This window comes from Microbacterium californiense, from assembly GCF_047246625.1.
Lineage (GTDB): Bacteria > Actinomycetota > Actinomycetes > Actinomycetales > Microbacteriaceae > Microbacterium.
In genome coordinates this window covers 542,475-567,449 of the sequence record NZ_JBFOKQ010000001.1, presented here as the reverse complement: position 1 = coordinate 567,449, position 24,975 = coordinate 542,475, and the positions used below count along the sequence as shown (strand labels likewise).

The window sequence follows — 24,975 nt, the reverse complement described above, 5'->3', positions numbered from 1 at the left end:
CTCAGTGCTCGGAGCGCAGGGTCGGGATCGCCCCGGTCTGCGCGGCGTCGATGTTCTCCCGCCACGATCGCGACTGGCCGGCCCGCAGTGCGCACAGAACGAGCAGGAACCACCCCGCCCCGACGACCGTGAAGCTCTCGAACATCGAATCCACCGCGAGGGTCACCAGGGTGATCGGCGTCCACGCGTAGACGACCGAGCGGCGGATGCTCGCGACCAGCCAGGAGCGCACGAGAGCGACACCGCCGAGGATGAGGAACAGCACCAGACCGGCCGCGCCCAGCTGCAGGAGGATGTCGAAGTACGCGTTCAGCGCGCTCTGGTGCCGGTCCTCGAGCTGGAAGTTGATGAACGTGAACGGGTACTCGCCGCGCGCCCAGGATCCGAACCATCCCCAGCCCTCGATCGGCTTGAGGGCGACGAAGTCGAGGATCTTGTTCCACAGGTCCGCGCGGATCGAGAAGTCGGAGCCGGCATCCAGCAGCGCGATGATCTGATGCCGCAGCACGAACGCCGCGGTGAGGGCGACGGCGACGAGCGTGCCGAGCGTCCACTGGACCATGCTGCGCCGTTCCGGTCGCGCGTGCCGCACGAGGGTGAGCGCGAAGGTCACGATACCGACGGCCGCCGCCAGCACCAGCACGGTCGGGGAGGACGAGAGGAAGGCGAGTCCGGCGGCGAGGGCGATGGAGGGGATCGCGAGCGCGCGCGAGACCGACTGCGTCCGCCATTCGATGACGAAGGTGATGAGGGCGAGCACGGCGATGAAGCCGAGCATGTTGCGGCTGCCGAAGATGCCCTGCAGCGGGCCGCCGATGGGGAGGTTCCCCTCGATGCCGAGCAGCGTGAACGGCAGGTCGAGCAGGATGCCCGAGACGATCTCGAGGCCCAGCGACACGGACAGCAGCACGCGCAGCGTGTCGCCGAGGGCGCGGACGGTCTGCAGGGTGTCGCGGATGTGGCCGATCGTGAGGGCCAGGAAGGCGTAGCCGGCGAGGGAGAGCCAGCCGAAGGCCGTCTCGGTGCGATCGCTGGTCCACAGGAGGCTGAGGAGGGCCCAGCCGAGGAAGGCGAAGAGCGAGGAGGGGGCGATCCGCAGCGCCGACAGCTCCTCCCGTCGCACCCACAGGATCGCCGCGCCGATCAGGCACAGGACGGCGATGATGGTCGCCATCGTGACCTGCGAGGTCATGCGCTCGATGGCGAAGGAGGCGAACACCGCCCCGAGGGAGGCGAGCGTGAACGCGCGGGCCATCTCGACCGAGCCGAGAAGCCTCGAGATCCCGTGGGTCGCCGTCACGGGATCCGCCGCGGCGGCGCGCCCCGCTCGGAGATCTGCTCGCGCTCGCCGACGCCGACGAGGGGGACCGACTTCAGCTTGAAGGTGAGCAGGATCAGCAGCATCCAGCCCCACAGCATGATGGGCGTGGACTCCGACAACCCCTGCACGAGCAGCACCACGGTGAAGAGGGTCGGCAGCAGCGTCAGCGGGGAGTAGCGGCGCTCGGCGTCGAGGTCCCAGCGCGGGCGGTCGACGGCGAAGAACCAGGCGCGCCAGAGCAGGCCGAGGTACGCGGCCGCCAGGAGGATCAGCCCGACGACGCCGAGCTGGAGCAGCGCGTCGAGCCACATGTTGTGGGCGTGGAACACGGTGAGACCGTGATCGACGATCCAGCCGTCGAAGGCCGGATCGGTCGGCACCCAGGGACTCGAGAAGCCGTTGCCGAACACGGGATGCTCGGCGGCGCGCTCGAGCACCTTCGTCCAGATCTTGTCGGAGCGACCGGTGAGATCGGCGCTGCGACCGACCAGGGCGAGCAGCGGCTCACGGAGCAGCCACAGGGCCGAGCCCACGACGACCGTCCCGCCGATCGCGATCACGTAGATGCGGGTGCGCGCTCCGGGCGTGCGGGCTCGCCGCATCAGCAGCGCGACGAGCAGCACCACGGCCGCGGCGGCGGTGCAGGCGAAGGCGGTGGCGGACGCCGTGCGGAGGAGGAAGTAGGCGGCCAGCAGCATCCACAGCGCCAGGGTGGTGCGCCACCGCGCCCGGGCCGCGAACAGCACGCCGAAGGCGATCAGCGCGAACAGCGAGATGATGCCCAGGAGGTTGGCGTTGCCGACGATGCCCTGGATGCGTCCGCCGTCCAGGAGGTTGTCGCGCACCCAGTACCACTGCGGGTCGATGTCGCCGTCCGGCACCGAGGTGAAGTTGGGCAGGAGCGGGCCGTGGATCACGAGCGAGACCCACAGCTCGAGCGCGAGCGACAGGCCGAGGATCCACTTGAAGGCGGAGGAGAGCGCCCGGACGATCTCGGGCCAGCTGAGGACGTGCGCGATGAAGAGGCCGTTCACGGTGACGGCGGCGAGGAGGAGCCAGGTGAGCACGGAGGCGCCGCGCCACTGCGACCATGCGATCGACAGCAGCGCGAAGGTCGTGTACGCCACCGCCGACCAGGGCAGGCGACGCCACCGGAAGGGCTGGGGCTGCCGCCTCGCCAGCATCGGGATGCCGATGGCCAGCGTCGCCAGGGTGAAGACCGCCAGCGTGATCGCTGCGCCGACGATCCCGAGCAGGTTGTACACCGCGGAGTGGGCGAACGTCACCAGCAGGGAGAGGATCACGAAGCCGCGCAGCAGCAGGTGCCCCGTGGACTCGCGCTCGGGGGCGCGGGGCGGGGCGGTGACCGGATGCTTCGTGTACTGGGCCATCGCGTTCAGGCTACCGCCACCGGCATCCGCTCGTCTGTGAGGCCCGCGCGCCGGCTCTACGCTGGGACCATGCTGCTGCGTCTCACGAATGCCCCCCGCGACTACGCCTGGGGATCCGACACCCTGCTGGCCGAACTCGAGGGCCGGGAGCCGACCGGGGCCCCCGAGGCGGAGGTGTGGTTCGGCGACCATCCGGGCGACCCCGCCGACGTCGACGGCGACGGGACGCTCGACCAGGTGACCGGCGGCTCACTGCCGTATCTGCTCAAGCTGCTCGCCGCCGCCCGCCCGCTGTCGATCCAGGTGCATCCGACCGTCGAGCAGGCGCAGGACGGCTGGGCGCGGGAGGGCTCGCTGCCCCTGGACCACCCCGAGCGCAACTATCGCGACGCCAACCACAAGCCCGAGCTGCTGGTGGCGCTGAGCGACCGCTTCGAGTCGTTGAGCGGTCTGCGCCCGGTCGACCGGACGCTCGACCTGCTGACGGCGCTGGGCGGATCGGAGCACGTCGCAGCCCTCCGGGACCGTCTCGCGGGCGAGGGCGATGCCCTCCGGGAGACGCTCGAGTGGCTGCTGGACGGCAGTGCCGGCGCGGCGGTCGAGGGCATCATCGCCGCCGTGGTCGAGGCGTCCGCCACCATCGAAGGGGAGTGGCAGACGGCCGTGCGCGCCGTCGCCCGCATCGCGGAGACCTATCCGGGAGATCCCGGGGTGGTGGTCGCGCTGTTGATGAACCATCTGGTCCTGCGGCGGGGCGAGGGCGTCTTCCTCCGAGCCGGGCTGCTGCACGCCTACCTCTCGGGTCTCGGCGTCGAGATCATGGCGGCGAGCGACAACGTGCTCCGGGGTGGACTGACCCCCAAGCGCATCGACGTGCCCGAGCTGCTCTCGATCGTCGACACGACGCCGGGCGAGGTCCCGGTACTGCGTCCGCAGGCGGCGGGACCGGTCACGGTCTACGACGTGCCGGTGCCGGACTTCGCCCTGCACCGCATCGTCGTCGACGACGAGCCCGTGAGCGTGGCCGTGGAGGGCCCGACCATGGTGCTGGCCACGACGGGATCGGTCCGGGTCGAGTCCGCCGAGACGTCCGTCGACCTCTCGGTCGGAGCCGTCGCCTTCGTGTCCGCCGATGAGGGCGAGGTGCGCGTGTCGGGTACGGGCGAGGCCTTCGTGGCGATGCCCGGGCGCTGAGCGACCACGCCGCGCATCATGGCGGTGTCGGGCGCGACACGCCGACGGGACGTCAAGAACCTTCGAGACCGGATTGAGGGTTTACGATCTGCGACTTGACCGGAGCGAATGACACGGGTGTAATTAGGTGATGCACGGCCCGGCGGGGGCACTCACGAGGGGTTGGAGGTCGAGATGACGGGATACCGATCCGACGTACCGGAGAACTGGTTCGTCGATCCGGTCAACCTCGGGGTCCCCGGGGTGCGCAGGGTCGAGTCCGACGACGACAATGCTCTCGCCTGGCAGACCGACGCGCTGTGCTCTCAGACCGACCCGGAGGCGTTCTTCCCCGAGAAGGGCGGATCCACGCGCGACGCCAAGCGGATCTGCACCTCGTGCGACGTCCGCGGCGAGTGCCTCGAGTACGCGCTCGACAACGACGAGCGATTCGGCATCTGGGGCGGCCTCTCCGAGCGCGAGCGCCGGAAGCTCAAGCGTCGCGCCAGCTGACCCGGTGCCGCAGCGCGCGGAGCTTCGCGGGCGCGCCGGAGACGCTGCCTCGACGTCCGTGATTCCGCGCATAGGCTGACCACGTCATGCCAGCCCGAGTTCACGCCATCATCGTCGCGCGCCCCGGAGCCACCGCCCGTGCGCAGCTGCTCCGCACCTTGGAGGCGGTCCGCGCCCAGACCGTGGCGCCGTCCGCCGTGACCCTCGTCATGTGCGGCGACGCCCGCACCGCCCGCGAGAGCGAATCCGTCGCGAGCACGGTCGAGGGGATCATCGAGACGCGATCGTCGACGTCCTTCGCCGACGCCGTCGAGCTGGCGCGGCCGCGTGTGGCGCCGGGCGACGCGGTCTGGCTCCTCGCGCACGACACGGCCCCGCATCCGCGTGCCCTTGAGCGGCTGAACGGGATGCTCGAGCGCTGGCCGTCCGCGGCGATCGTCGCCCCGAAGCTCGTGGCGACCGACAACGAACGGGAGATCGTGTCGCTGGGCGTCACGATGACCTCGCTGGGCCGCAGCGTCGAACTCGCCGCGGGTGAGCTCGACCAGGGTCAGCACGACGGCGTCGACGAGGCGCTGGGCGCGGACGTGCGCGGCATCCTCATCCGATCCGAGGTCCGCGACGCCCTGCGTCCCGACCCCGCCCTCGCCGGCGCGGACGAGGGCCTCGACCTGGGCGTCCGCGCGCGACTGGGCGGCGGACGAGTGGTGCTGGCTCCTGCGGCGCGCATCTCCGTGTCGCCGGACGGTCCGGCCGCCCTTCCCTCCGGGCGCACGCGGCGGGCCTACGTGACCCGGCTCGCGCAACTCCACCGTCGGCTCTCGTACGCCCGCCCGGTTCTGCTGCCCCTGCACTGGCTCAGTCTTCTTCCGCTCGCGCTCTGGCGCTCCCTCGCGCACCTGGTCGGGAAGCGGCCGGAGGCGGTGGCACCGGAGTGGGGCGCGGCCGTCGTGGCCCTGCTGCGCTTCGGCGCCGTCAGCCGTTCGCGTGCGGCGATCCGCTCGTTCCGCACGGCGTCGTGGACGAGCATCGCCCCGCTCCGCGTCACCTCGTCCCAGCTGAAGCGCCGCCTGGACGACGGGCACGGCAGCGAGGGCGGCGCGGTCAGCGAGCTGCACTTCTTCTCCGGCGGCGGAGCCTGGGCCGTCCTCACCGCTCTGGTGGTGAGCATCGTCTGCTTCACGTCGCTGCTGGCCTGGCCCGCGCTGGGCGGAGGGGCGCTGCTGCCCCTGCGCGACACGGTCACCGGCCTGTGGCACGATGCCGGCTGGGGCATGCGCGGTCTGGGGATCGACGTCGTCGGGCCCGCCGATCCGTTCGCCGCGGTGACCGCGGTGCTGGGTTCGCTGTGGCCGGGGCATCCGTCGTTCGTGCTCGTCCTCCTCTGGATCCTCGCCCTTCCCCTCGCCGTCCTGGGCGGATGGTTCGCCGCGACCCGCGTCACCGACCGCGCCGGCCTGCGCATCTTCGCGGGCGTGGCCTGGGCGGCGGCGCCGACCTTCCTCGCCGCCCTCGTCGACGGACGACCCACAGGCGTCCTCGTGCACCTGCTGCTGCCGTGGCTGTTCCACGCCGCGGTCGTCGCCCACCGCTCCTGGGGTGCGGCCGGTGCGGCATCCCTGATCTTCGCCGCGGTGGCGGCCTGCTCGCCGTCGCTCGTCCCGGCACTTCTGCTCCTCTGGGTGATCGCTCTGGGCATCACCCTCGGCACGGCCCAGTTCCGCGGCGCCGTGCGCCTGCTCTGGCTGCCGGTGCCGGCGCTCGCCCTCTTCGCCCCGCTGATCCTCTGGCAGCTGGAGCACGGCTCCCTCCTCGCCCTCCTCGGCGACCCGGGGATGCCGTGGGCGGGACCCCAGGCCGCGGCGGACGTCGCCGGGCGCACCGCGATCGCCACCGGGTTCCCGACGGCGGACTTCGCCGGCTGGAGCTCCTTCGGCCTCGCCCCGGTGGGATCCTGGGCGGCGGTGCTCGGCGCGCCACTCGCCCTGCTCGCCCTCGCCTCGGCGATCGCGCCCCGTTGGCGGGCGGGCATCACGCTGCTGGTCGTCGCCCTCGCCGGCTTGGCGACCGCGTTCCTCGCCGCGGGCATCGCCGTGACGTTCGCGCAGGGCGCCCCCGTGGCGATCTGGCCCGGTGCCGGACTCAGCCTGGCGTGGATCGGCCTCGTCGGCGCCGCTCTGGTCACGCTCGACACCGCCGTCACCATGCCGGTGCTGCGCACCATCGCCACAGGCGTCGCCGCGATCGCGTTGATCGTCTGCGCCGTGCCCGCGCTGACGGCCTTCCACATGGGGCGGTCGGTGCTCACCGACGGGCCGACGTCCACCCTCCCCGCCTACGTCGCCGCGCAAGCGGCGGGCGACCGGACGATCGGCACCCTCGTGCTGACGCCGCAGAACGACGGAGGGCTTGCCGCCGAGGTCGTCTGGGGAGCGAGTGAGACCCTGAACGCACAGACGACCCTGATCTCGACCGCCGAGCGGCCGCTGGGCACCGACGTCTCCACGGCGGCGGTCGATCTGATCTCCGCCCGCGACTTCGACGCCTCCGGCCAGCTGGCCTCCCTGGGCGTCGGCTACGTGCTCCTCGCGCAGGTGCCGGGGGAGGAGGCCGACAAGGCCCGCGCGCTGCGCACCTCGGCGGTGACCAAGATCGATCAGCGTGCCGGGTTCGTGCACGCCGGCACGACCGTCCGCGGAGTGCTCTGGCGCGTCGAGGGAGACGTGGCGGAGCCGGCGGGACTGACCGCCGCGCAGGCGCAGAACGCCGGGTTCGTCACCACGCTGCAGCTGCTGGTCGTGTTCGCGGCCCTGCTGCTGTCGCTGCCCACCCGGGCGTCGCGACGCGCTGCCCGTGCGAAGTCGCGCATCGTCGGGCGAGCACCCGACGAGCCGATCGTGCTGCCCCGTCGGCACGAGGACGTCCGGGACGAGGAGCACCCCTACGAAGAGGAGGCCGAGGCCGTCGTCGCGGACACCGGCCCCGATACCGATCCCGACGGTGCGTCGTCCCCGGCCGATCCGCCGACCGGGGCGGATGCCGCCGACGCCGGCGCACCGGATGATCCCTCGGTTCCCGAGGCGGAAGCGGAGGCGGGGGAGGACGCGCCGCCGGCCGTCGCCGCCGCCCGCCCGGGGATCGTCCACGCAGAGGAGGAGCAGCGATGAGTCGCGAACGCGCCATCCGCATCGTCGCGAACGGTGCCCGGGTCGCCGTGGGCGCGGCCGTCGCCGTGGCGTGCGTCGTGGGCACCGTCGCCGCGATCCATGCGCCCTGGCCCGAGGTGGCACACCAGGCTGCGCAGGTCGAGGTGACCCCCTCGCCGGGCGCGCCCCTCCTCGTGTGCAACGGCGACCTGCGCGCGATCGGCCGAGACCTGTCCGACCCGCTGGCCCAGCGATCCGCGGGAACCCCCGCGATGACGACCGGGAGCACGGGGGAGGAGCCGATGGAGAGCGCCCTCTCCACGCCGATGCTCGCGGATCCCGGCCCCCTGCTCGAGCTCACCGGCACGGTCGACGGACGCTCCGCATCGCTGATCGCCGCCGCCGAGTCGCTCACGGCATCCGCGCCGGACCTGGCCGGTTTCGCGGCCCTGCCGTGCGGCGAGAGCCGACTGGACTCGTGGCTCGTCGGCGGCAGCGTCGCCACCGGGACCAAGGACATGATCGTCGTGACCAACGCCGCCGCGGTGGCCTCGACCGTCACGCTGTCGATCTACGGCGAGTCGCGCAGCGAGCGCACGGTCGTCGTGCCCGCGAACAGTCAGGCCGCCTGGCCGCTGTCGTCCCTCGCCGCAGGCAACGCCGCCCCCGTGGTGCAGGTCTCGGCCGAGGGGGCGCCCGTGCGCGCGGTGCTGCAGTCCGCGTTCGTCCGCACCCTCGATCCCGCCGGGATCGACCTGCAGGACGCGGTGCCCGCCGCCCAGCAGCATCTCACGGTCGCCGGCGTCCTCACCTTCGACGGCGAGGGCGACAACTCCGACATGACGGTACTGCGCCTCCTGTCCCCGTCGGACGAGACGCAGGCCACCGTGACGGTGCGTGCCACCGGCTCCGCATCGACGGCGGAGGAGTTCACCGTGCCGCTGCCGGCGGGGATGCCGCAGGAGATCTCGCTCCGCGATCTCGCCCCGGGGGCATACAGCGTCGACATCACGGCCGATGCGCCGGTCGTGGCCGCGGTGCGTCAGCAGGAGGGCTTCGGGCTCGGCTCCGACTTCGCCTGGGTGACGCCGGCCCCGGAGATCGACGGCGACGCGCTTTTCGCCGTGCCGGAAGGCCCGGCCGCGCAGCTGCACCTCGTGAGCGCCGACGACGGCGACGTCACGGTGACGCTGAGCGAGGCCGACGGAGACGGCGCACGCGACGTCGTCGTCCCCGCGGGCAGCTCGGCGAGCGTGGACGTGGATCCCGACGCCGTCTACCTGCTCCGCTCGGCCGGACCCGTTCGGGCGGCGATCACGATGCGGGGTGAGGGGGCACTGGCGGCCTGGCCGCTCGCCCAGGGCGCGGGAGCCGAGCAGAGCATCACCGTCTACCCCTGAGCGGCGCCGGGGATCAGCGGTCGTGGCCCAGATCCCAGGGCTCACGCCCGACGTACTCCGCCGCAGCGCGGAAGACGGCGCTCTCGATCGCCATGCGGCGGTGGGCGCCGTCGTCGTGCCCGGGAGGGAGCAGGCGCTCGATCGGCAGGCGGAAGAGCACGATCCGACGGTTCTGATGGTCGAGCTGCCACCGGGGCACCTCGTCGGCCGACACCGAGGTCGGCATCGCGCCGATCTCGAAGCGGACCTGCTGCAGCTCCGGCCACGTGCCGCGCAGGAACTCCACGGCGGTTCCGACGGCGAGGTCGAAGCGATCGAGCCGCCCGTCGAGCGGAGCCAGCGGCGGCTTGACGACCTCGCTGCGTCCCAGGCGACCATGGCGACCGTGGCGGTCTCCGCGGCGGGGGGCTGCGGTGGCGCGGAACGCACGTCGGCGGGGCATGACGAAAGTCTAGGCGGTGTGTCCGACTCCGCGGCGCGGCATCCCGGGCGCCGATCGGCCGAGGCATAGCCTGACCGGGATGGACGGAAGACTCTGCTCGAAGGTGGGCTGCGCGCGAGAAGCGGTCGCGACCCTGACGTACGACTACGGCGACCAGATGGCGGCACTGGGACCGCTGGGGCTGGCCCGCCACCCGCACGCGCACGACCTGTGCGCTCCGCATGCCGAGCGGCTCTCGGTGCCTGCGGGATGGCTCGTCGTCCGTCACGAGGCGCTCCGCGCCTGACGGCGACGCCGCGGTCAGACGCCGACGCGACGACCCGTGAGGCGTTCCGCGCGACGATCGCCGGCGACGAGCGCGCGGTGCTCGCGTTCCCGTCGCAGCACCGTGATCGCGACCAGCGCCCGTTCGGGCGAGGTGGGGGGCAGCGGCGACACGTACGGCGTCGCCTCGGCCAGCAGATCGTGTGCCACGCGCACTCGCGCGCCCGGGGTGAGCCGCGGGGCGGCCTGGAGGAACTGCGAGATGCGCCGCGCCAGCCGGTCGGGCATGCGCGCCACGTCAGCGATCTGCGCCCAGCCGGTGAGCTCGGGCGGGAGCACCGGCGAGTGGGGCATCAGACGCGGCGTGCGCACCCGTTGGCTGTAGGTTCCCGCGACCAGATCCCCGAGTCGCTGCGAGCGGTGCGTCACCGCGCCGGTCAGCACGGCGACGCCGCCGAAGGTCATGTAGATCTCGAGCACGCCCAGCAGTCCGCGGATGAAGGCGTGCCGGAATCCGATCGCGCCGCCGTCCGCCCGGACGATGCGTCCGCCGACGGCGAGTTTGCCCAGGCTGCGCCCCCGCGTGGCGGTCTCCACGGCCACCGGGATCACCAGGAAGCTGACCACGATCGAGAGCACGTTGGCGATCCGATCCGTCGCGTCCGTCAGGAGGCCCGCGTTCAGCAGCCAGATGCGCAGGAACAGCCAGAGGGCGAAGACCGCGAAGCCGATCGCCATGTCGATCAGAGCGCCGAGCGCCCGCATCAGGAAGCCCACGGGCTGCACGTCGATCGCGACGGCTTCTCCGGAGAGGACCTCGTCGGACGTATCGATCGGCGCGGACATGAGTACAGTAAACCAGGTGGATGCCGATGCGCTGACCGATGCCCGCCGCGCCGAGTGGGAGCGTCTGGACGCCCTCAGCAGAGCGTCGCTCGACGGCGCGGGGGTCGACGAGCTGATCGTCCGATACCGGGCGGCGTCGGCCGATCTGGCGGAGCTGAAGACCTCGGTCGGCGAGTCGCCGCAGGGCGCCTACCTGTCGACCATCCTCGTCCGCGCCCGCATGCGGCTCACGGGGGCCGGCGACAGCGTCCTGACGCAGGCCGGCCGGTTCTTCGCACTGCAGCTGCCCGCAGCTCTCTACCGGCTGCGCTGGACGACGCTCGCCGTCGCGGTGGCGTTCGTGGCGATCGCGGCCGTCGCCGCATTCTGGATCGCGAGCGATCCGGCACGGGTGGCGACGCTCGGCACGCCGGAAGCCCTCCAGCAGTACGCCGATGAGAGCTTCACCGGGTACTACACCGAGAACCCCGCCGCCACCTTCATGGGCATGGTGTGGACGAACAACGCGTGGATCGCCCTCCAATGCGTGCTGTTCGGTGTGACCGGGATCTGGCCGGTGTACATGATCGCGCAGAACGCATTCGGCATCGGCGTGTCCGGAGCCGTCATGATCGCCCACGGCAAGGGCGACGTCATGCTCCTCTACATCCTCCCGCACGGGATGCTGGAGCTGACGTGCATCTTCGTGGCCGCCGCCGCAGGGCTGCACGTGTTCTGGTCCTGGGCGGCTCCCGGCCAGCGGTCGCGGGGGGAGTCGCTGGCGGCGGAAGGGCGCTCGCTCGCGACGGTCGCCCTCGGGCTGGTCTTCGCCCTGTTCCTCGCGGGACTCGTCGAGGGCTTCGTGACCGGATGGGCGCTGCCGTGGCCGGTCAAGATCGGCATCGGGGCCGCCGCACTGGCCGTCTTCCTCGTCTACATGGTCGTGATCGGAGGGCGAGCCCATCGCCGCGGTCAGACGGGCGATCTCGTGGAGTACGAGGCGGGGACCCCGCGCCTGGTGGCCGGCTGATCCGCGGAGGCCTCAGAGCCGTCCGGCGGCCTTGAGCTCCAGGTAGCGATCGGCGATGCGCGGCGGCAGCGACTCGGGATCGGCGGCGATGGCCTCGCCGCCCGCCCGCCGGATCGCGTCGGCGACGTTCTCGGCGTCGCGCAGGGTCCGCTCGGCGGCGGCCGCCAGATAGACCTCCTCGCGCGACCCGCGGCGCCGCGCCAGGTCGGTGATCTCTGCGTCGGTGACCGATCCGACGAGGATGCTGGTCGCGCGCGACGCGTCGGGGAAGGCCCCGAGGAACCCCCGAGCGGACTCGGCCGCGTCCTGCGCGGTGAGCACGACGATCAGCGAGGGACGGGTGGTGAGCGTGCGGACGGCGGCGAACGCGCCGTGCCAGTCGGTGTCGACCAGCCGGGCGTGCACCGGCGCCATCGCATCCGTCAGAGCAGGGAGCAGAGCGGCGCCCTCCACACCCGTGACGCGCGCACGTACGACCCGGTCGTACATGAGCAGGTGCACGTGGTCGCCGGCGCGGGAGGCGAGCGCCGAGAGGAGCAGCGCGGCCTCGAGCGCCGCGTCCGCGCGTGTGCCGTCGCCGACCCGCGCGGCGGCGGTCCGACCGGTGTCGATGATCACGACCACGTGCCGATCGCGTTCGGGGCGCCAGGTGCGCAGCATCGTGGTGCCCGCGCGAGCGGTCGCACGCCAGTCGATGGAGCGCACGTCGTCCCCGCGGACGTACTCGCGCAGCGAGTCGAATTCGGTGCCCTGGCCCCGCACCTGGATGCTCGTGTTGCCGTCGAGCTCGCGCAGGCGGGCCAGCCGCGAGGGGAGGTGCTTGCGGGAGGAGAATGCCGGGAGCACCCGGATGGCGCCGCGCACCCGGTGGGTCGCCTGCCGTCCGGCGAGTCCGAGCGGGCCGCGGGAGCGGATCACCACGAACTCGCTCACGAGCTCGCCGCGGCGGCGCGGCAGCAGCGGGATCGCGACGCGCCGGCGCTCACCCGGAGGCACCTCCAGGGGTACGCGCGTGGAGGGTGCGCCGGCGGTGGGCTGCCAGGCGTCGCGGAGGAGCGCTCGCAGCGTCCGCGATCCGGTGTTCTGCAGGGCGACGCTCGCGGGGACAGGCTCCCCGAGGCGGGTACGGCTCGGCACGCGTCGGGTGACGGTGGCGGATCGCGGGCTCGCAGCGGACGCCACGTCGACCGCCACCAGCACCGTGCAGAGCCCGAGCCATCCGCCGAACACCGCGTACGCCGGATAGCCCGCGAGTCCGGCGAGGACCAGCGGGACGACGCCGACCGCGAGGGCGAGGGCGAGGCGACCGGTGACGAACACCTAGATCGGCACCCGGGTCTGCTGGAGCACCGAGGTCAGCACCGAGTCGGCCGACACCCCCTCCATCTGGGCGTCCGGCCGCAGCTGCAGCCGGTGGCGCCATACCGGTACCAGCATCGTCTGGATGTGGTCGGGCGTGACGGCGGGCGAGCCGTTGAGCCAGGCCCAGGCCTTCGCCGCCGCGAGGAGTCCGGTGGACGCTCGCGGGCTCGCGCCGAGTTCGACGGAGGGGGACTGCCGGGTCGCGCGCGCGAGGTCGACGACGTACCCGAGCACGTCGTCGGTGACCTCGACCCGTCCCGCCGCGTCCTGGGCCGCGCGGATCTCGTCCGCCGTCACGACCGCTTCGATACCCGTGAGCTCTCGCGGGGAGAATCCCGACGCATGCTTCCGGAGCACCCCGACCTCCGCGTCGCGCTCCGGCATCCCGACGACGAGCTTCATCAGGAAGCGGTCGAGCTGCGCCTCGGGGAGGGAGTAGGTGCCCTCGTGCTCGATCGGGTTCTGGGTCGCGGCCACGAGGAACGGGTCCGGGAGGGGGCGGCTGGCACCGTCCGCCGAGACTTGGCGCTCCTCCATGGCCTCCAGCAGCGCCGCCTGGGTCTTCGGGGGCGTGCGGTTGATCTCGTCGGCCAGGAGGATGTTCGTGAACACCGGGCCGGCGCGGAAGTCGAACTCGCCGGTGCGGGCGTCGTACACGAGGGAGCCCGTCACATCGCCCGGCATGAGGTCGGGGGTGAACTGCACGCGCTTGGTGTCCAGGCCCAGCGCCCGGGCGAAGGATCGCACGACGAGCGTCTTGGCGACACCAGGGACGCCCTCGAGGAGCACGTGGCCGCGGGCGAGCAGCGCGACGAGGAGCCCGGTCACCGTGCCGGGTTGCCCGACGACGGCCTTGTCGACCTCGCTGCGCACGCGATGCATGGCGTGACGCAGCGGAGCGTCGTCGGCGGGGATGTGGTCAGCGGTCACGTGAGGCCTCTGCTTCCGTCGGGAGGGTGGGGTGGTCGGTGGTCGTCGTCATCGGTCGCCTCGATCTGCGGGGCGGCTGTTCTCGACGGCGTCCTCCAGCTCGGCGAGGCGCCGGGCGAACTCGACGAGGGACGCGTCGTCGGTCGGGAGGGCGCCGCCCAACAGGGTCTGCAGCGTGCCCCGGGGGATGCGCAGACGATCGGACGCCGCGTCGGCGATCTCGTCCGTGGTGGCCCGCGCGGCCAGACCGAGGCCTCGGGCGAGCCGGCGCTGCGCTCCGTCGCGCAGAGCGGCGGCGGCATGCGGGGCATCGCCCGCACGCGCCGTGAGACGGGCGCGGCCGTGCATGGTCTCGGATGCCCGGACCGTCACGGGCAGCGTCTCGGACACGAGAGGGCCGAAGCGACGCCCGCGCCACACGGCGGCCGCGACGCCGGACAGGAGCAGCAGGAGGATGGCGGGCGTCACCCAGGGCGGGGTGAGGTCGCCGAGCGTCTCGGCGGTCGACGCCTCGACGTCGGAATCGCCCAGGGTGGGCACGTACCAGACGACCCGCTGGGTCTGCCCGAGGAGCGCGAGCCCGAGGGCCGCGTTGCCGTCCTCGGCGAGGTACGCGTTGCTGAAGAGTTTGGTGCCGTCCACGACCGTCGTGCGGACTCCGTCCGACTCGGCGACGAGCACCGCCGCCCCCTCGGCGTCTCCGAAGCAGCTCTGCACTCCGTCAGCCGCGACGAAGAGCCGGTCGGGCACGATCGTGCCGATCTCCGCGAACTCCGGCACGACGCAGTCTGCGGATGCCGACGTGAGAGATGCCGCGGCATACTGTCCGAGGCCCTGCTCGGACAGCAGGTGCGCTCCCGCCGAGAGGAATACCACGCGCTCCGCCGGCGCGAGCAGCTCGGCGAGACCCTCGTCACTGAGGGTGTAGGGGTTGCTCATCACCAGGGTGGTGTCGTCGTCGATCGCGGCCCGAGCGTCCGACCGCGACCGGAAGACGTGCACGTCCACGCCCCGATCGCGGAGGATCTCGGCGAGAGCGAGTGCGCCCACGTCGTCCCGGCCCTCGGGGTCGAGGGACCGCGTCTCGCTCGGCGCGGTCGCCGCGACCTGCATGCCGATCCACGCGACGCCCACGAGCAGCACGGCGATCAACGTCCATCCGACGACGGAGCGCCACCGGGGCGGGCGCACCTCCGCCGTGGACGCGGGGGAGTCCTCGACGAGCGTCATGCCGGAACCCCCTGCGGACGGCGGGCGCGCAGCCGGTCATCCGTGTCGGAGAGCGCGCGGTAGGACTCGGCCGTGGCCGGCTGCCGCAGATACCGCACATCGTCGAACGCGCTCGCCGCGCTGCGCACGGCGCTCGCCTCGTCGGCGAAGACGGCGCTCGCCTCCCGGGCGATGGCCTGTGCGGTCGCACCCGGTGCGGGGTCGATCAGATCGCGCTCGAGGAGATCCCTCGCCAGTGCGCGGAAGCGCAGGATCGTCGCGGCGTCCCAGTCGCCGGCCTTCGCACTGCGCTCGGCGTCCGTGCGGAGTTGCGCCGCCGAACGGTCGTCGTCGGCGCCGAGCAGACCGGCCGATGGGCCACGGACGGCCCGCGATCGCCGCGGCCGCCCCCAGATGAGGAGGACGGTGACCAGGGCGGCCCCGATCAGCACGCAGACCACGATCAGAGCCGCCGGTCCGACCGCCTCGCCGTTGCCGGTGCTGAACAGGTCGCGGATGAAGTGGCCGATGTCACGGGCGAGATAGTCGAACCAGGTCGGCTTCGCGTCCGCGTACCTCGAGTTGGACAGCTCCTCCTCCGCCCATCGCCGCGCCTCGTCGCCGTCCGGTACGAAGAGGTCGTCGAGCCGTCGGATCATGCGGTGGCGTCGCCGTCGCCCGGCGCAGCCCATCCGGACCCGGCGGGGGAGCCGGGCGCGGGGGCAGCCGGGGCGGGCGCTCCGTACGGCGGGAGGGGAGGAGCGGCGGAGCCGGGGGGCGGTGGCGCGTATGCCGGGGCGGCGTAGCCCGGCACGGGAGCGTGGGCGGGGGGCGCCGCCGGAGGGCCCGCCGGTGTCGGGGCGTAGCCGGGTGCCGGCGCGTATCCGGGCGCCGGGGGGTACCCGGGCGCGGACGGGCCGGGCTGCGGTGCGCCGTATCCGTAGGGAGCTCCCTGCTGGCCGGGATAGGGGTATCCGCCCGGGGCGCCGGCGTACGGCGCCGTCATCAGGACGTGCTCGGGCAGCTGCCGGGGCGGAGGAGCGCTCGTCACGGCGCGCGCGGGGTCGACGACGTACGGGTCGCCGAGCTGCTCCTCGGTCCAGCCGAGCTCGCGGCGTTCGACGTGCGCGACGAGGCTCTGGTCGAGGCCCTCGTACCGCATACGGCAGTCGAGGTACACCAGCGCCCCGGCCGTGCTCTGCACCACGAGGGTGACGGCCTGCAGCGCGATCACGAGGATCTGCGGCACGAGCGCCAGGAGCACGATGCCGATGATGTTGCCGACGTCCTCGGAACCGGTGGGGGCGACCACGCCGACGAACATCTGCGTCAGCAGCGACATGGGCACGCCCACGACCTGCATCGCGAGGTTCATGATCACGCCGATGAGCGCCGTGACGCCGAACGCCACCCAGAACCGGCCACGCGTCAGCCGCCAGGAGCGGACCAGTGCCTCGCGGAAGCGCCCGCGCTCCAGCACCAGGACGGAGGGCACGAGCAGCAGCTTCGTGCTCAGCCACACGTAGAGGGGGATGCACGCGAGCACGATCAGCACGATCACCACCACCCCGATGCCGACCAGCTCCTGTCCGCCGTTCACGCCGCCGGCGATGAGACCCACGACGATGAGCGCGACGACGATCCCGACGCCGAACACGGCGGCGATCGCCAGCGCGGAGAAGCCGATGAGCCGCCAGAAGGCGGGCAGCATCTTCCTCCACAGCATTCCGAGCGAGGCCTTCACGCCGATCGCGGCATAGCCGATGTCGGCGGCGACGACGCCCTGCATCATGGCGGTGAACGCGACCGAGGCCAGCGCGATCAGGACGGTGACCAGGATGTTGATCCCGATCGTGCCGAACATGACGGCCTCGAAGTCGGGGGAGGAGGGGGTCAGCGTCATCAGACGGGAGAAGGTGGCGACAAGGACCACGCCCAGCACGGCGGCGGTGACCACGGTCACGACGAGCTGGACGACCACGGCAAAGCCGAACAGCACCTTGGGGTTGTGACGCAGGGCTGCGAAGGCCTTGCCGAGCAGGGTGCCGAATGTGAGCGGGTGCAGGGGGATGATGCCCCTCCGCGGGGCGGGGGTCCAGCTCTGGGCAGTCACTCGGGTTCCCTCCGTTGTGCGCCTCCATCGTGCCATATCCCGCTGCTGGTGCGGAGACCTGGGGATGGTGAGACGCGGTGCCATAAGGTAACAGGTATGACCTCACGCATCCTTGTGGTCGATGACGACACGGCGCTCGCCGAGATGATCGGCATCGTGCTGCGCACGGAGGGCTTCGAGCCGGTGTTCTGCGCCGACGGCGGGCGCGCCGTCGAGGAGTGGCGCACTCAGCGTCCCGACCTCGTGCTCCTCGACCTCATGCTGCCGGGGATGGACGGCATCGAGGTCTGCACGCGCATCCGCGCGGAGTCGGGCGTGCCGATCATCATGCTCACCGCGCGCACGGACACCGCCGACGTGGTCCGCGGGCTCGAGGTCGGCGCCGACGACTACATGGTGAAGCCCTTCAACCCGAAGGAGCTGGTCGCGCGCATCCGCACCCGCCTGCGTCCGGTGACGCAGACCGCGAGCGAGCAGCTGCGCGTCGGCGATCTCACCGTCGACGTCGACGCCCACGAGGTGCGGCGGGGCGCCGACCCCATCGCCCTCACGCCCCTGGAGTTCCAGCTCCTGGTCGCCCTGGCCTCCAAGCCGCAGCAGGTGTTCTCCCGCGAGATGCTGCTCGAGCAGGTGTGGGGCTACCACTACAAGGCCGACACGCGCCTGGTCAACGTGCACGTGCAGCGGCTCCGCGCGAAGGTCGAGCTCGATCCCGACAACCCGAAGATCGTGATGACGGTGCGGGGCGTCGGCTACCGCGCCGGCAGCGCGATCTAGCGACGCATGGCCGCGACTCCGACGACGACGACGGCAATCGCGGTGCTTCGCGACTGGCGCGGATGGCCGACCGTGCTCGCCGCGCTCTGGCGGCGGTCGCTCCGCTTCCGGACGCTCGCGGTGACCCTCGTCGCGACGTCGCTGGCAATCCTCGTCACCTGCATCACCATGGCTCTGGTAATCCAGAACGACCTCTTCGTCTCGCGCAAGAATCAGGCGCTCGAAGACGCGCGGCGCGCCGTCGACGTGGCCCAGAGCACGCTCGACGTCGCGGAGGTCGGCGACGATCCGGCCGCACTGGCCGACCTCTGGAACACGATCCAGGAGGGCATCGCCCGCAACTCGAACGCCGACCAGCTCACCGGCATCCGCATCGACTCCGACGCCGACGGCGTGCGCCTCAACGGCTTCACCGCGGGACTCAGCGCGAGCCTGCTCAGCCAGGGCCTCCGCGCGCGTGTGGTCGAGTTCGACGACCGGCAGGCGTGGCAGTCGGTCGCCCTGCCGGTCGAGGGCGGCGGGACGGTGCCCGGGATCATCGTCGGCCAGCAGCTCGTCGTTCCCGAGGCCGGCCCCTTCGAGATCTACTTCGCCTACGACCTCTCCGATGCCGATCAGACGCTGGTCTTCGTGCAGCGCACCCTGTGGATCGCCGGCATCGGGCTCGTCGCCCTCGTCGCCGTGATCTCCTGGATCGTCCTGCGGACCGTCTCCACCCCGATCATCCAGGCGGCCGAGACCAGTGCCCGGCTGGCGTCCGGGGACCTCGGCGTCCGCCTCGAGGTGCACGGCGAGGACGAGCTGGCGACGCTCGGTCGCTCCTTCAACGCGATGGCCGACAGCATCGAGTCGCAGATCAAGGAGCTCGGCGAGCTGTCGATGGTGCAGCAGCGCTTCGTGTCCGACGTGTCGCACGAGCTGCGGACTCCGCTGACGACCATCCGCCTGGCCGCCGACATGCTCAACGACCAGCGGGCGGAGTTCGATCCCGTGACCGCCCGCGCGGCCGAGCTGCTGCACGCGCAGGTGCAGCGCTTCGAGACGCTGCTGTCGGACCTGCTCGAGATCAGCCGGTACGACGCGGGGTCGGTGCAGCTCGAACTGGAGGCGACGAGCCTCGCGCACGTGGCGGAGGACGTCATCGAACAGATGCGTCCCCTCGCCGAGGGCCGCGGCTCCGAGCTGCGCCTGGTCGCCCCCGGCGGATACTCGCCGGTCGACATGGATCCGCGTCGGGTGCGCCGCATCCTGCGCAACCTGATCGGCAATGCCATCGAGCACGGGGAGGGGCGGCCCGTGGTGATCACGGTGGACAGCAACCAGCACGCCGTCGCCGCCGGCGTCCGCGACTCCGGCCTCGGGATGGATCCGGACGACGCGCACCGCGTCTTCGATCGCTTCTGGCGCGCCGACCCGTCGCGGCAGCGGACCATCGGGGGCACGGGTCTCGGTCTCTCCATCGCGCTCGGGGACGCGACGCTGCACGGCGGAACGCTCGCCGTCTGGTCGGAGCTCGGGGTGGGTACCAACTTCGTCCTCACCCTTCCCCGCAACGGCCCGACGATCGACGGCCCGAGCCCGGTGGCGGTGGAGCCCCAGGAGCCGCTCGCGGAGCTCGGAGATGCGACGCAGCCGATCTCCCTGGCGGACGTCCCCCGCGACCTCCTCGAGGGCGGTGATCGCGCATGAGCGACCGGATGATCCGACAGATGCTGCGCGCCGCGGCCGTGGTGGCGATCGGCGCCCTGGCGCTGAGCGCCTGCACGGGGCTTCCCACGAGCGGTGACGTCAACGTGGGGCTGGAGCTCGGGGAGTCGCCCGACGACACGGACTTCCTGCCCCTGGCCTCCGGCCCCGCGCCCGGAGCCGACCCGCAGGAGATCGTCGAGGGCTTCATGGAGGCGGCGATCACACCGGCCGACAACTGGGAGATCGCGCGCCGCTTCCTCACTCCGGAGATGCAGAGGTCGTGGCGGCCGGGCACCGGGGTCGCCGTCGACGTCTCGGCACTCGATCGCACCGTCGCGTCGTCGGTCGGGCAGGAAACCGTCGAAGAAGCGGAGACCGCCGAGGTGCAGGTGCTTCTCGATCAGGTCGCCAGCGTCGACGAGTCGGGGGAGTACTCGCCCTCGCCCGGCCCCTCCAACCTCGCGTTCGCGGTCGAGCGCGAACCGGACGGGGAGTGGCGGATCTCGCAGGCCCCCGACGGCACCGTCATCGACCAGGAGCGGTTCTCCAGAGTGTTCGAGGGCTACCCCCTGCAGTACTTCGACAGCACCTGGTCGCGGCTCGTTCCGGACGTGCGCTGGTTCCCGCGGAGGGCGAGCATCGCGACGACCGTCGCCCAGGCTCTGATCGGCGGGGCTCCGAGCGAGTGGCTCGAGCCCGCCGTGCAGAGCGCCTTCCCCGCGGACGTGCAGCTCGCCCAGGACGCCGTGCCCATCAACTCGTCCCAGGTGGCGGAGGTGGCGCTGACCCGCGCGGCGTCGACGCTCGATCAGACGACGCTCGGCCGCATGCGCACGCAACTGCAGGAGACCCTGCGGGCCGCCGGCGTGCGGATCTCGCAGGTGCGTTTCGTGGTCGATGGCCGCGCGCTCGACGCTCCGCTGGCGGACACGGTCGAGCCGACCCCGGAGACCGGCCCGCTGATCCTCGCCGCCGACGCGTTCGGGGCGATCGTGGGCGACGAGATCACACCCCTCGACGGGATCAGCGAGGAGATCCTCGGCATCGCCGACCCGATCGCCTCGATCGACGTGGCCGCCGACGATTCGCGCGCGGCCGTGCAGCTGGCCGACGGCCGGGTGTACCTCGCGGCCGACGGTCGGCTGGACGAGCTGGACACCCCGCCGTCCGTGGTACCGCCCTCGCTCGATCCGTACGGGTACACCTGGACGGTGCCGGCCGGGGAACCGGCTGCGTTGCAGGCCTGGGAACCGGATGTCTCGCCCCGCCAGATCGCGGGGGCGTGGCCGAACGCGTCGTCGGTGCTGCGCCTGCGGGTGTCCGGCGACGGCGCGAGAGTGGCGGCGGTGGTCGCGGTCGGAGGGCAGCAGTGGATCGTCGTGGCGGCGATCGTCCGCGACGAGACGGGCGTGCCCGTCGAACTCGGTCCCCTCAAGCAGCTGACGCAGATCGAGGGCGACGTGGAGGGGCTGGCGTGGGTCGGCGACTACCGGCTGAGCGTCCTGGCTGATCCGTCGAGTCCGGACCTGCTGACCCAGATGGTCGGCGGGGTCGGCTTCGTGGAGACGGCGCCGACCGGATCGACGTCTCTCGCGGGCGCCCGCACGGCGGCCGGAACGCGCATCCTCGCGGGCGGCTCGCTCTACGCGCACGCCGGATCCGCGTGGCGCGAGGTCGCCACCGACGTCCGCGTCCTCGCGACCCGCGCCGGGCAGTGAGTTCGCACGTCACTGATCCTGCACATCCCGACTCCGCACCTTCCCCGCCACGGAAGCTGGAGGGAGGGGAGGATGCCGCACAGGGGCGCGACCAGGATCGATGCATGAACCCTCGTCCCCGGCTGCACGCTTTGACGGAAGAGCTCCTGGCGTTCGCGCTCGCCGCGACCTGTGCCGGATGCGACGAACCGGGCACGGTGCTCTGCCCGGACTGCCGCAGACGACTGCGGCCCGACCGCGTGCTCCTCCGCACGCCCGCCGGACTGCGCGTCCGCGCGTTGCTGCCGTTCGAGGGCGTGGCGGCGCGCTGCATCCGCCGTCTCAAGGGCGACGGCGAGACCCTCCTCGCTCGCCCCCTCGGCGAGGCGCTCGCCGCGACCTTCCCGAACGACCTGAGCGCCCCCGCGCTGGTCGTCCCCGTCCCCACCTCGCGTGCGGCGTTCCGGAGGCGCGGCTACCGGGTCCCCGACCTGCTGATCCGCCGTGCGGGCCGGGCGCCCTCTCCCCTCCTGCGCGCCGTCGGCCGTCGAGCGGATCAGCGCGGGCTCGGCGTCGCGCAACGCGCCGACAACGTGCGGGGGAGCATGCGCGCCCGTCGCCGGGGCGACGGGGCGTCCGTCGTGCTCGTGGACGACGTCGTCACCTCCGGCGCGACCCTCGACGAGGCGGCCCGCGCCCTTCGCGCCGCAGGCTTCGACGTCCTCTCGGCCGTCGCGCTCGCCGCCACGCCGAAGCACAGCGAACTCACCGCGAACTCGGCGAAGACACGGAGCAACTGACCCGTGACTTCCGCTCCGGGGCGGACTACGGTGGGTGGTCACAAGGCGACCACGGTCCGCCCTTGGCCGGGTGGACCCGACAAGGAGGCAGCAATGGAAACGAGCATCGTCGGCGTCGGAGTGGGTATCACCGATCGCTTCCGAACCGTTGTCGAAGAGAAGATCGCCAGGATCCAGACGTTCGCGGCGCGCGCCCAACGGCTGGATGTGAAGGTCACCCACCGCGTGTACCGCAACGGACAGGTCCCCGAGGAGACCGTCGAGCTGACCCTCGTGAGTAAGGGGCCGGTCGTCCGCGCCGAGGCGACGGACGGCGACAAGTTCGTCGCCCTCGACCTGGCGATCGACAAGATGGCCGAGCAGCTGCGCCGCGCGAAGGAGAAGCGCGTCGACGGACGGCAGCACCCGAGGGGCCCGCACTTCGAGAAGGGCAGCGGATCGCTCGAGGGCATCGACGTGCAGCCGGCCTCGGTCGACGTCCTGCAGGCCGTCGCCACCGGCAGCATCCCCGTGCAGAACGACCAGGAAGAGGAGTACTCGCCGGTCGTCATCCGCACCAAGAGCTTCGACGCCGAGTGGATGACGGTCGAGGAAGCCGTCGATCGCATGGAGCTCGTCGGCCACGACTTCTTCCTGTTCGTGGACGCTCGCACGGATCACCCGAGCGTCGTCTACCGCCGCAAGGGATGGGACTACGGGGTGATCGCCCTCACGGCACAGGCGCCGCCTGCGGAGGCGCTCGCCTCCTGACGTACGGCGAAGGGCCCGGCTCGGAGGAGGAGCCGGGCCCTTCGGTCGTCCGGAGTCAGTCGAACATGCCGTCGAGGAGGCCGCCGATGACGAGGCCGCCGAGGATGCCCGAGGCGATGCCGTTCCCGCCGCCGCCGCGGGGCCCGCCGCCCCAACCGCCGCCGCCGCCCCAGCCGCCGCCGCCCCAGCCCTGATCCTGCGGGCGGGAGGAGTCGATGTCCCGCTGGGCGAGCTGCAGCGCCTCCGAGGCGAGGTGCGCGACGCGTCGCGCGACCGCGAGAGCCTGCTCCCGGGTCTCCTCGGCGGGCAGCAGATCGGTGAGGTCCACACGCAGCCGCTCCGCCTCGGCCAGACGCGTGCGGGCATCGGCGCCGATCCACCCGCGGTGTCCCGAGATGAGGCCGCGGGCGACCCCGAGCTGACGATCCGCGTCGTCGATCGCGTGCTGCACCTGGGGGAGGGACGGCAGCGGGTTCGCCGCGCGGTGCTTCGCGGTGGCGATCGCCTCATCGAGGGCCGTGTTGGCCTCGCGCAGACGCGACAGCTCGGCGAACGGGTCGTTGCGCGCTCCGGAGGGCTCCAGCGAACTGAGCGCCTCCTGCAGCGCGGAGACGGCAGCCGCGACCGCGGGGACGGCGGGGGCGGACCGAGCGGCGATCAGATCGTTGCGCGAGTCGGCGATGACCTCCGCCAGCGTCGACTCCGCGCGGAGCGCCTCGATCTCGAAGTCCTCGACCGCGTCGAGCAGTGTCGCGGCCCGGCGGGTGGCCTCCGTCGCGGTCTCGAGAGCGAGGTTCGCCTCCTCGTTCTGACGCGCCTCGCGACGGCGCTCCGACACCTGGGCCCCGTGCACGGCGAACGCGATGAGCTGCTCGGCCTCCTTGGCGCTCGCGGCGATCTGCGTCATCGCGGAGTCCGCGTACCTCGAGGACAGGCGCTCGATGGTCGCGGAGGTGGCGGGGATGCGGGCGCTCAGCGCCTCGGCATCCGCCCGCACCTGCGCGACGATCTCGGGCGCGCGGCGGACCTTGGCGATCGACTCGGCCAGGACGGCCGTCTTCTCGTCGAGGAGGTCCTGGGCCCAGTCGCACAGCTGCACGATCCGCGCGTTGCGCGTGCGCAGCTCCTCCGGGGTGTCGGGGATCTCATCGTGATTGAGCTGATGCAGCTGGAACGCCTCGCGGAGGTGCGTCCGCACCGCGGTCAGTGCGTTCTTGAGGTCGTTCGTCAGCGAGTCGCCGAGCTCGGCGACGGCGAACGCCAGTTCGTCCGAGGTCGTGCGGATCCGCTCGTCCGCGGAGACGAGAGCCTGCTCGGCGCGACGCGCGAGATCGGCGTCCTGCTCCGCGAGGGCTTCCTGTTCACGTTTGCGCCTGCCCCAGATTCCTGCCATGACCCGATCCTACTTTCCCGGCGCCGCGCGTGGATCGCGCATCGCTCGCGGCGAACGCCAGCAGCGGCGGCGTTCAGGAGACGATCGCCGGAAGGGGAGCCTTCGCGGGACGACCGCGTTTGGGTCGTTCCGCGGCCAGACCGAGCGACATGGCGTGCTGCGGATGCCGCGACAGACGCTCCTCGACATGGTCGAGCCACGTGGCCTCCGCCTCCGCGGCGAGGATCAGGGCATCCAGCACGAGCGCATGGGCGATGTCCTCGGCGCTCTCTGCCGGCGACTCGGGCGGCCGCTGCGCGCGGAGCTCGGCGAGCTGCTCGAGGGTGGCACTGCGCTGGGCCGCGATGGCCGCGCGCGCATCGACCCCGGGAAGGGTGGCCGCGACCGCCAGCTTCACCGCGACCTCGTCCCGCGCCGCGCTCGTGCGTACCACGGGGGAGGAGAACCACGCGGCGACGTCGGCGGACCCGGCCTCCGTGATGCGCCAGTAGACGTGCCCGTGCTCGTCGGCGTCGCCCCGACGGACCAGGCCGTCCCGTTCGAGGCGCTCGAGGGTGTTGTAGATCTGACCGACATTGAGGGGCCATCGAGATCCGGTGCGCCGAGCGAACTCGGTGCGGAGCTGATAGCCGTAGCACGGACCCTGGTCGAGGATCGCGAGCAGGCTCCGGCGAACGGACATCCACACCTCCTGAGGCCTCCAGCATATGCATACGGGGAAACCGTGCGCTTCGACCATGGAGGCGACGT

General features: G+C 72.3%; 22 protein-coding genes. 11 read left to right on the top strand and 11 right to left on the bottom strand.

Going from position 1 to position 24,975, the window contains the following annotated elements:
- Nucleotide 1: 1 nt before the first annotated feature.
- Together AB3M82_RS02785 and AB3M82_RS02780 are read right to left on the bottom strand one after the other, a co-directional pair.
- Nucleotides 2-1,300, bottom strand: coding sequence for an O-antigen ligase family protein (locus tag AB3M82_RS02785; protein WP_412955459.1), 1,299 nt, complete (start codon nucleotides 1,298-1,300; stop codon nucleotides 2-4).
- The gene (locus AB3M82_RS02780; protein ID WP_412955458.1) at nucleotides 1,297-2,712 is read right to left on the bottom strand and encodes an O-antigen ligase family protein; all 1,416 of its coding nucleotides are present in this window, start codon (nucleotides 2,710-2,712) and stop codon (nucleotides 1,297-1,299) included. Before AB3M82_RS02780 ends, AB3M82_RS02785 begins: the two co-directional genes overlap by 4 nt.
- Before the next feature lie 69 nt (nucleotides 2,713-2,781).
- On the opposite strand from AB3M82_RS02780, the gene manA reads away from it, so the two are divergent.
- The 4 genes from manA to AB3M82_RS02760 all read left to right on the top strand — a co-directional run bounded on the left by manA (nucleotide 2,782) and on the right by AB3M82_RS02760 (nucleotide 8,944).
- Nucleotides 2,782-3,906 carry a mannose-6-phosphate isomerase, class I gene (gene manA / locus AB3M82_RS02775; protein WP_412955457.1) on the top strand — a complete coding sequence of 375 codons (1,125 nt, stop codon included), beginning with the start codon at nucleotides 2,782-2,784 and terminating at the stop codon, nucleotides 3,904-3,906.
- Nucleotides 3,907-4,080: 174 nt separating this feature from the next.
- The gene (locus AB3M82_RS02770) at nucleotides 4,081-4,398 is read left to right on the top strand and encodes a WhiB family transcriptional regulator (protein ID WP_412955456.1); all 318 of its coding nucleotides are present in this window, start codon (nucleotides 4,081-4,083) and stop codon (nucleotides 4,396-4,398) included.
- Between the two features lie 86 nt (nucleotides 4,399-4,484).
- Nucleotides 4,485-7,565 (top strand): glycosyltransferase, encoded by a 3,081-nt coding sequence (locus tag AB3M82_RS02765; RefSeq protein ID WP_412955455.1) that lies wholly within the window; start codon nucleotides 4,485-4,487, stop codon nucleotides 7,563-7,565.
- A complete protein-coding gene (locus AB3M82_RS02760) occupies nucleotides 7,562-8,944 on the top strand; it encodes a DUF5719 family protein (protein WP_412955454.1) in 1,383 nt (460 codons plus the stop codon). Before AB3M82_RS02765 ends, AB3M82_RS02760 begins: the two co-directional genes overlap by 4 nt.
- A gap of 13 nt (nucleotides 8,945-8,957) precedes the next feature.
- Here the strand turns inward: AB3M82_RS02760 and AB3M82_RS02755 are convergent, their stop codons facing one another.
- On the bottom strand, nucleotides 8,958-9,386 hold the full coding sequence (locus AB3M82_RS02755) for a metallopeptidase family protein (protein WP_412955453.1): 429 nt from the start codon (nucleotides 9,384-9,386) through the stop codon (nucleotides 8,958-8,960).
- A gap of 79 nt (nucleotides 9,387-9,465) precedes the next feature.
- On the opposite strand from AB3M82_RS02755, the gene AB3M82_RS02750 reads away from it, so the two are divergent.
- Entirely contained in the window at nucleotides 9,466-9,672 is a 207-nt protein-coding gene (locus AB3M82_RS02750) for a DUF3499 family protein (RefSeq protein ID WP_412955452.1), read from the top strand.
- A 14-nt stretch (nucleotides 9,673-9,686) separates the two neighbouring features.
- Here AB3M82_RS02750 and AB3M82_RS02745 read toward each other — a convergent pair whose 3' ends face one another.
- Nucleotides 9,687-10,496 carry an RDD family protein gene (locus tag AB3M82_RS02745; protein WP_412955451.1) on the bottom strand — a complete coding sequence of 270 codons (810 nt, stop codon included), beginning with the start codon at nucleotides 10,494-10,496 and terminating at the stop codon, nucleotides 9,687-9,689.
- 16 nt (nucleotides 10,497-10,512) lie between these two features.
- On the opposite strand from AB3M82_RS02745, the gene AB3M82_RS02740 reads away from it, so the two are divergent.
- Nucleotides 10,513-11,505: a stage II sporulation protein M gene (locus tag AB3M82_RS02740; RefSeq protein ID WP_412957991.1), complete on the top strand. Its 993-nt coding sequence runs from the start codon at nucleotides 10,513-10,515 to the stop codon at nucleotides 11,503-11,505.
- A 12-nt stretch (nucleotides 11,506-11,517) separates the two neighbouring features.
- On the opposite strand, the gene AB3M82_RS02735 is transcribed toward AB3M82_RS02740, so the two are convergent.
- From AB3M82_RS02735 to AB3M82_RS02715, 5 genes are all read right to left on the bottom strand, one after another.
- On the bottom strand, nucleotides 11,518-12,825 hold the full coding sequence (locus AB3M82_RS02735; protein WP_412955450.1) for a DUF58 domain-containing protein: 1,308 nt from the start codon (nucleotides 12,823-12,825) through the stop codon (nucleotides 11,518-11,520).
- Nucleotides 12,826-13,749, bottom strand: a complete 924-nt coding sequence (locus AB3M82_RS02730) for an AAA family ATPase (RefSeq protein ID WP_412957990.1) — start codon at nucleotides 13,747-13,749, stop codon at nucleotides 12,826-12,828.
- A 96-nt stretch (nucleotides 13,750-13,845) separates the two neighbouring features.
- A complete protein-coding gene (locus AB3M82_RS02725; protein WP_412955449.1) occupies nucleotides 13,846-15,027 on the bottom strand; it encodes a DUF4350 domain-containing protein in 1,182 nt (393 codons plus the stop codon).
- The gene (locus AB3M82_RS02720; RefSeq protein ID WP_412955448.1) at nucleotides 15,024-15,665 is read right to left on the bottom strand and encodes a DUF4129 domain-containing protein; all 642 of its coding nucleotides are present in this window, start codon (nucleotides 15,663-15,665) and stop codon (nucleotides 15,024-15,026) included. The genes AB3M82_RS02725 and AB3M82_RS02720 overlap by 4 nt, the downstream gene beginning before the upstream one ends.
- The gene (locus AB3M82_RS02715) at nucleotides 15,662-17,119 is read right to left on the bottom strand and encodes a hypothetical protein (protein WP_412955447.1); all 1,458 of its coding nucleotides are present in this window, start codon (nucleotides 17,117-17,119) and stop codon (nucleotides 15,662-15,664) included. The genes AB3M82_RS02720 and AB3M82_RS02715 overlap by 4 nt, the downstream gene beginning before the upstream one ends.
- Nucleotides 17,120-17,215: 96 nt before the next feature.
- On the opposite strand from AB3M82_RS02715, the gene mtrA reads away from it, so the two are divergent.
- The 5 genes from mtrA to hpf all read left to right on the top strand — a co-directional run bounded on the left by mtrA (nucleotide 17,216) and on the right by hpf (nucleotide 22,832).
- The gene (gene mtrA, locus AB3M82_RS02710; RefSeq protein WP_412955446.1) at nucleotides 17,216-17,896 is read left to right on the top strand and encodes an MtrAB system response regulator MtrA; all 681 of its coding nucleotides are present in this window, start codon (nucleotides 17,216-17,218) and stop codon (nucleotides 17,894-17,896) included.
- A gap of 6 nt (nucleotides 17,897-17,902) precedes the next feature.
- Nucleotides 17,903-19,585: an MtrAB system histidine kinase MtrB gene (gene mtrB, locus AB3M82_RS02705; protein WP_412955445.1), complete on the top strand. Its 1,683-nt coding sequence runs from the start codon at nucleotides 17,903-17,905 to the stop codon at nucleotides 19,583-19,585.
- A complete protein-coding gene (locus AB3M82_RS02700) occupies nucleotides 19,582-21,303 on the top strand; it encodes an LpqB family beta-propeller domain-containing protein (protein WP_412955444.1) in 1,722 nt (573 codons plus the stop codon). Before mtrB ends, AB3M82_RS02700 begins: the two co-directional genes overlap by 4 nt.
- Nucleotides 21,304-21,407: 104 nt before the next feature.
- Entirely contained in the window at nucleotides 21,408-22,082 is a 675-nt protein-coding gene (locus AB3M82_RS02695; protein ID WP_412955443.1) for a ComF family protein, read from the top strand.
- A 93-nt stretch (nucleotides 22,083-22,175) separates the two neighbouring features.
- Complete coding sequence (gene hpf / locus AB3M82_RS02690; protein WP_412955442.1) at nucleotides 22,176-22,832, top strand: ribosome hibernation-promoting factor, HPF/YfiA family; 657 nt, start codon at nucleotides 22,176-22,178, stop codon at nucleotides 22,830-22,832.
- Between the two features lie 55 nt (nucleotides 22,833-22,887).
- Here the strand turns inward: hpf and AB3M82_RS02685 are convergent, their stop codons facing one another.
- A complete protein-coding gene (locus tag AB3M82_RS02685; RefSeq protein WP_412955441.1) occupies nucleotides 22,888-24,225 on the bottom strand; it encodes a coiled-coil domain-containing protein in 1,338 nt (445 codons plus the stop codon).
- Nucleotides 24,226-24,298: 73 nt separating this feature from the next.
- Nucleotides 24,299-24,907 carry a PadR family transcriptional regulator gene (locus AB3M82_RS02680; RefSeq protein WP_412955440.1) on the bottom strand — a complete coding sequence of 203 codons (609 nt, stop codon included), beginning with the start codon at nucleotides 24,905-24,907 and terminating at the stop codon, nucleotides 24,299-24,301.
- Nucleotides 24,908-24,975 lie beyond the last annotated feature (68 nt).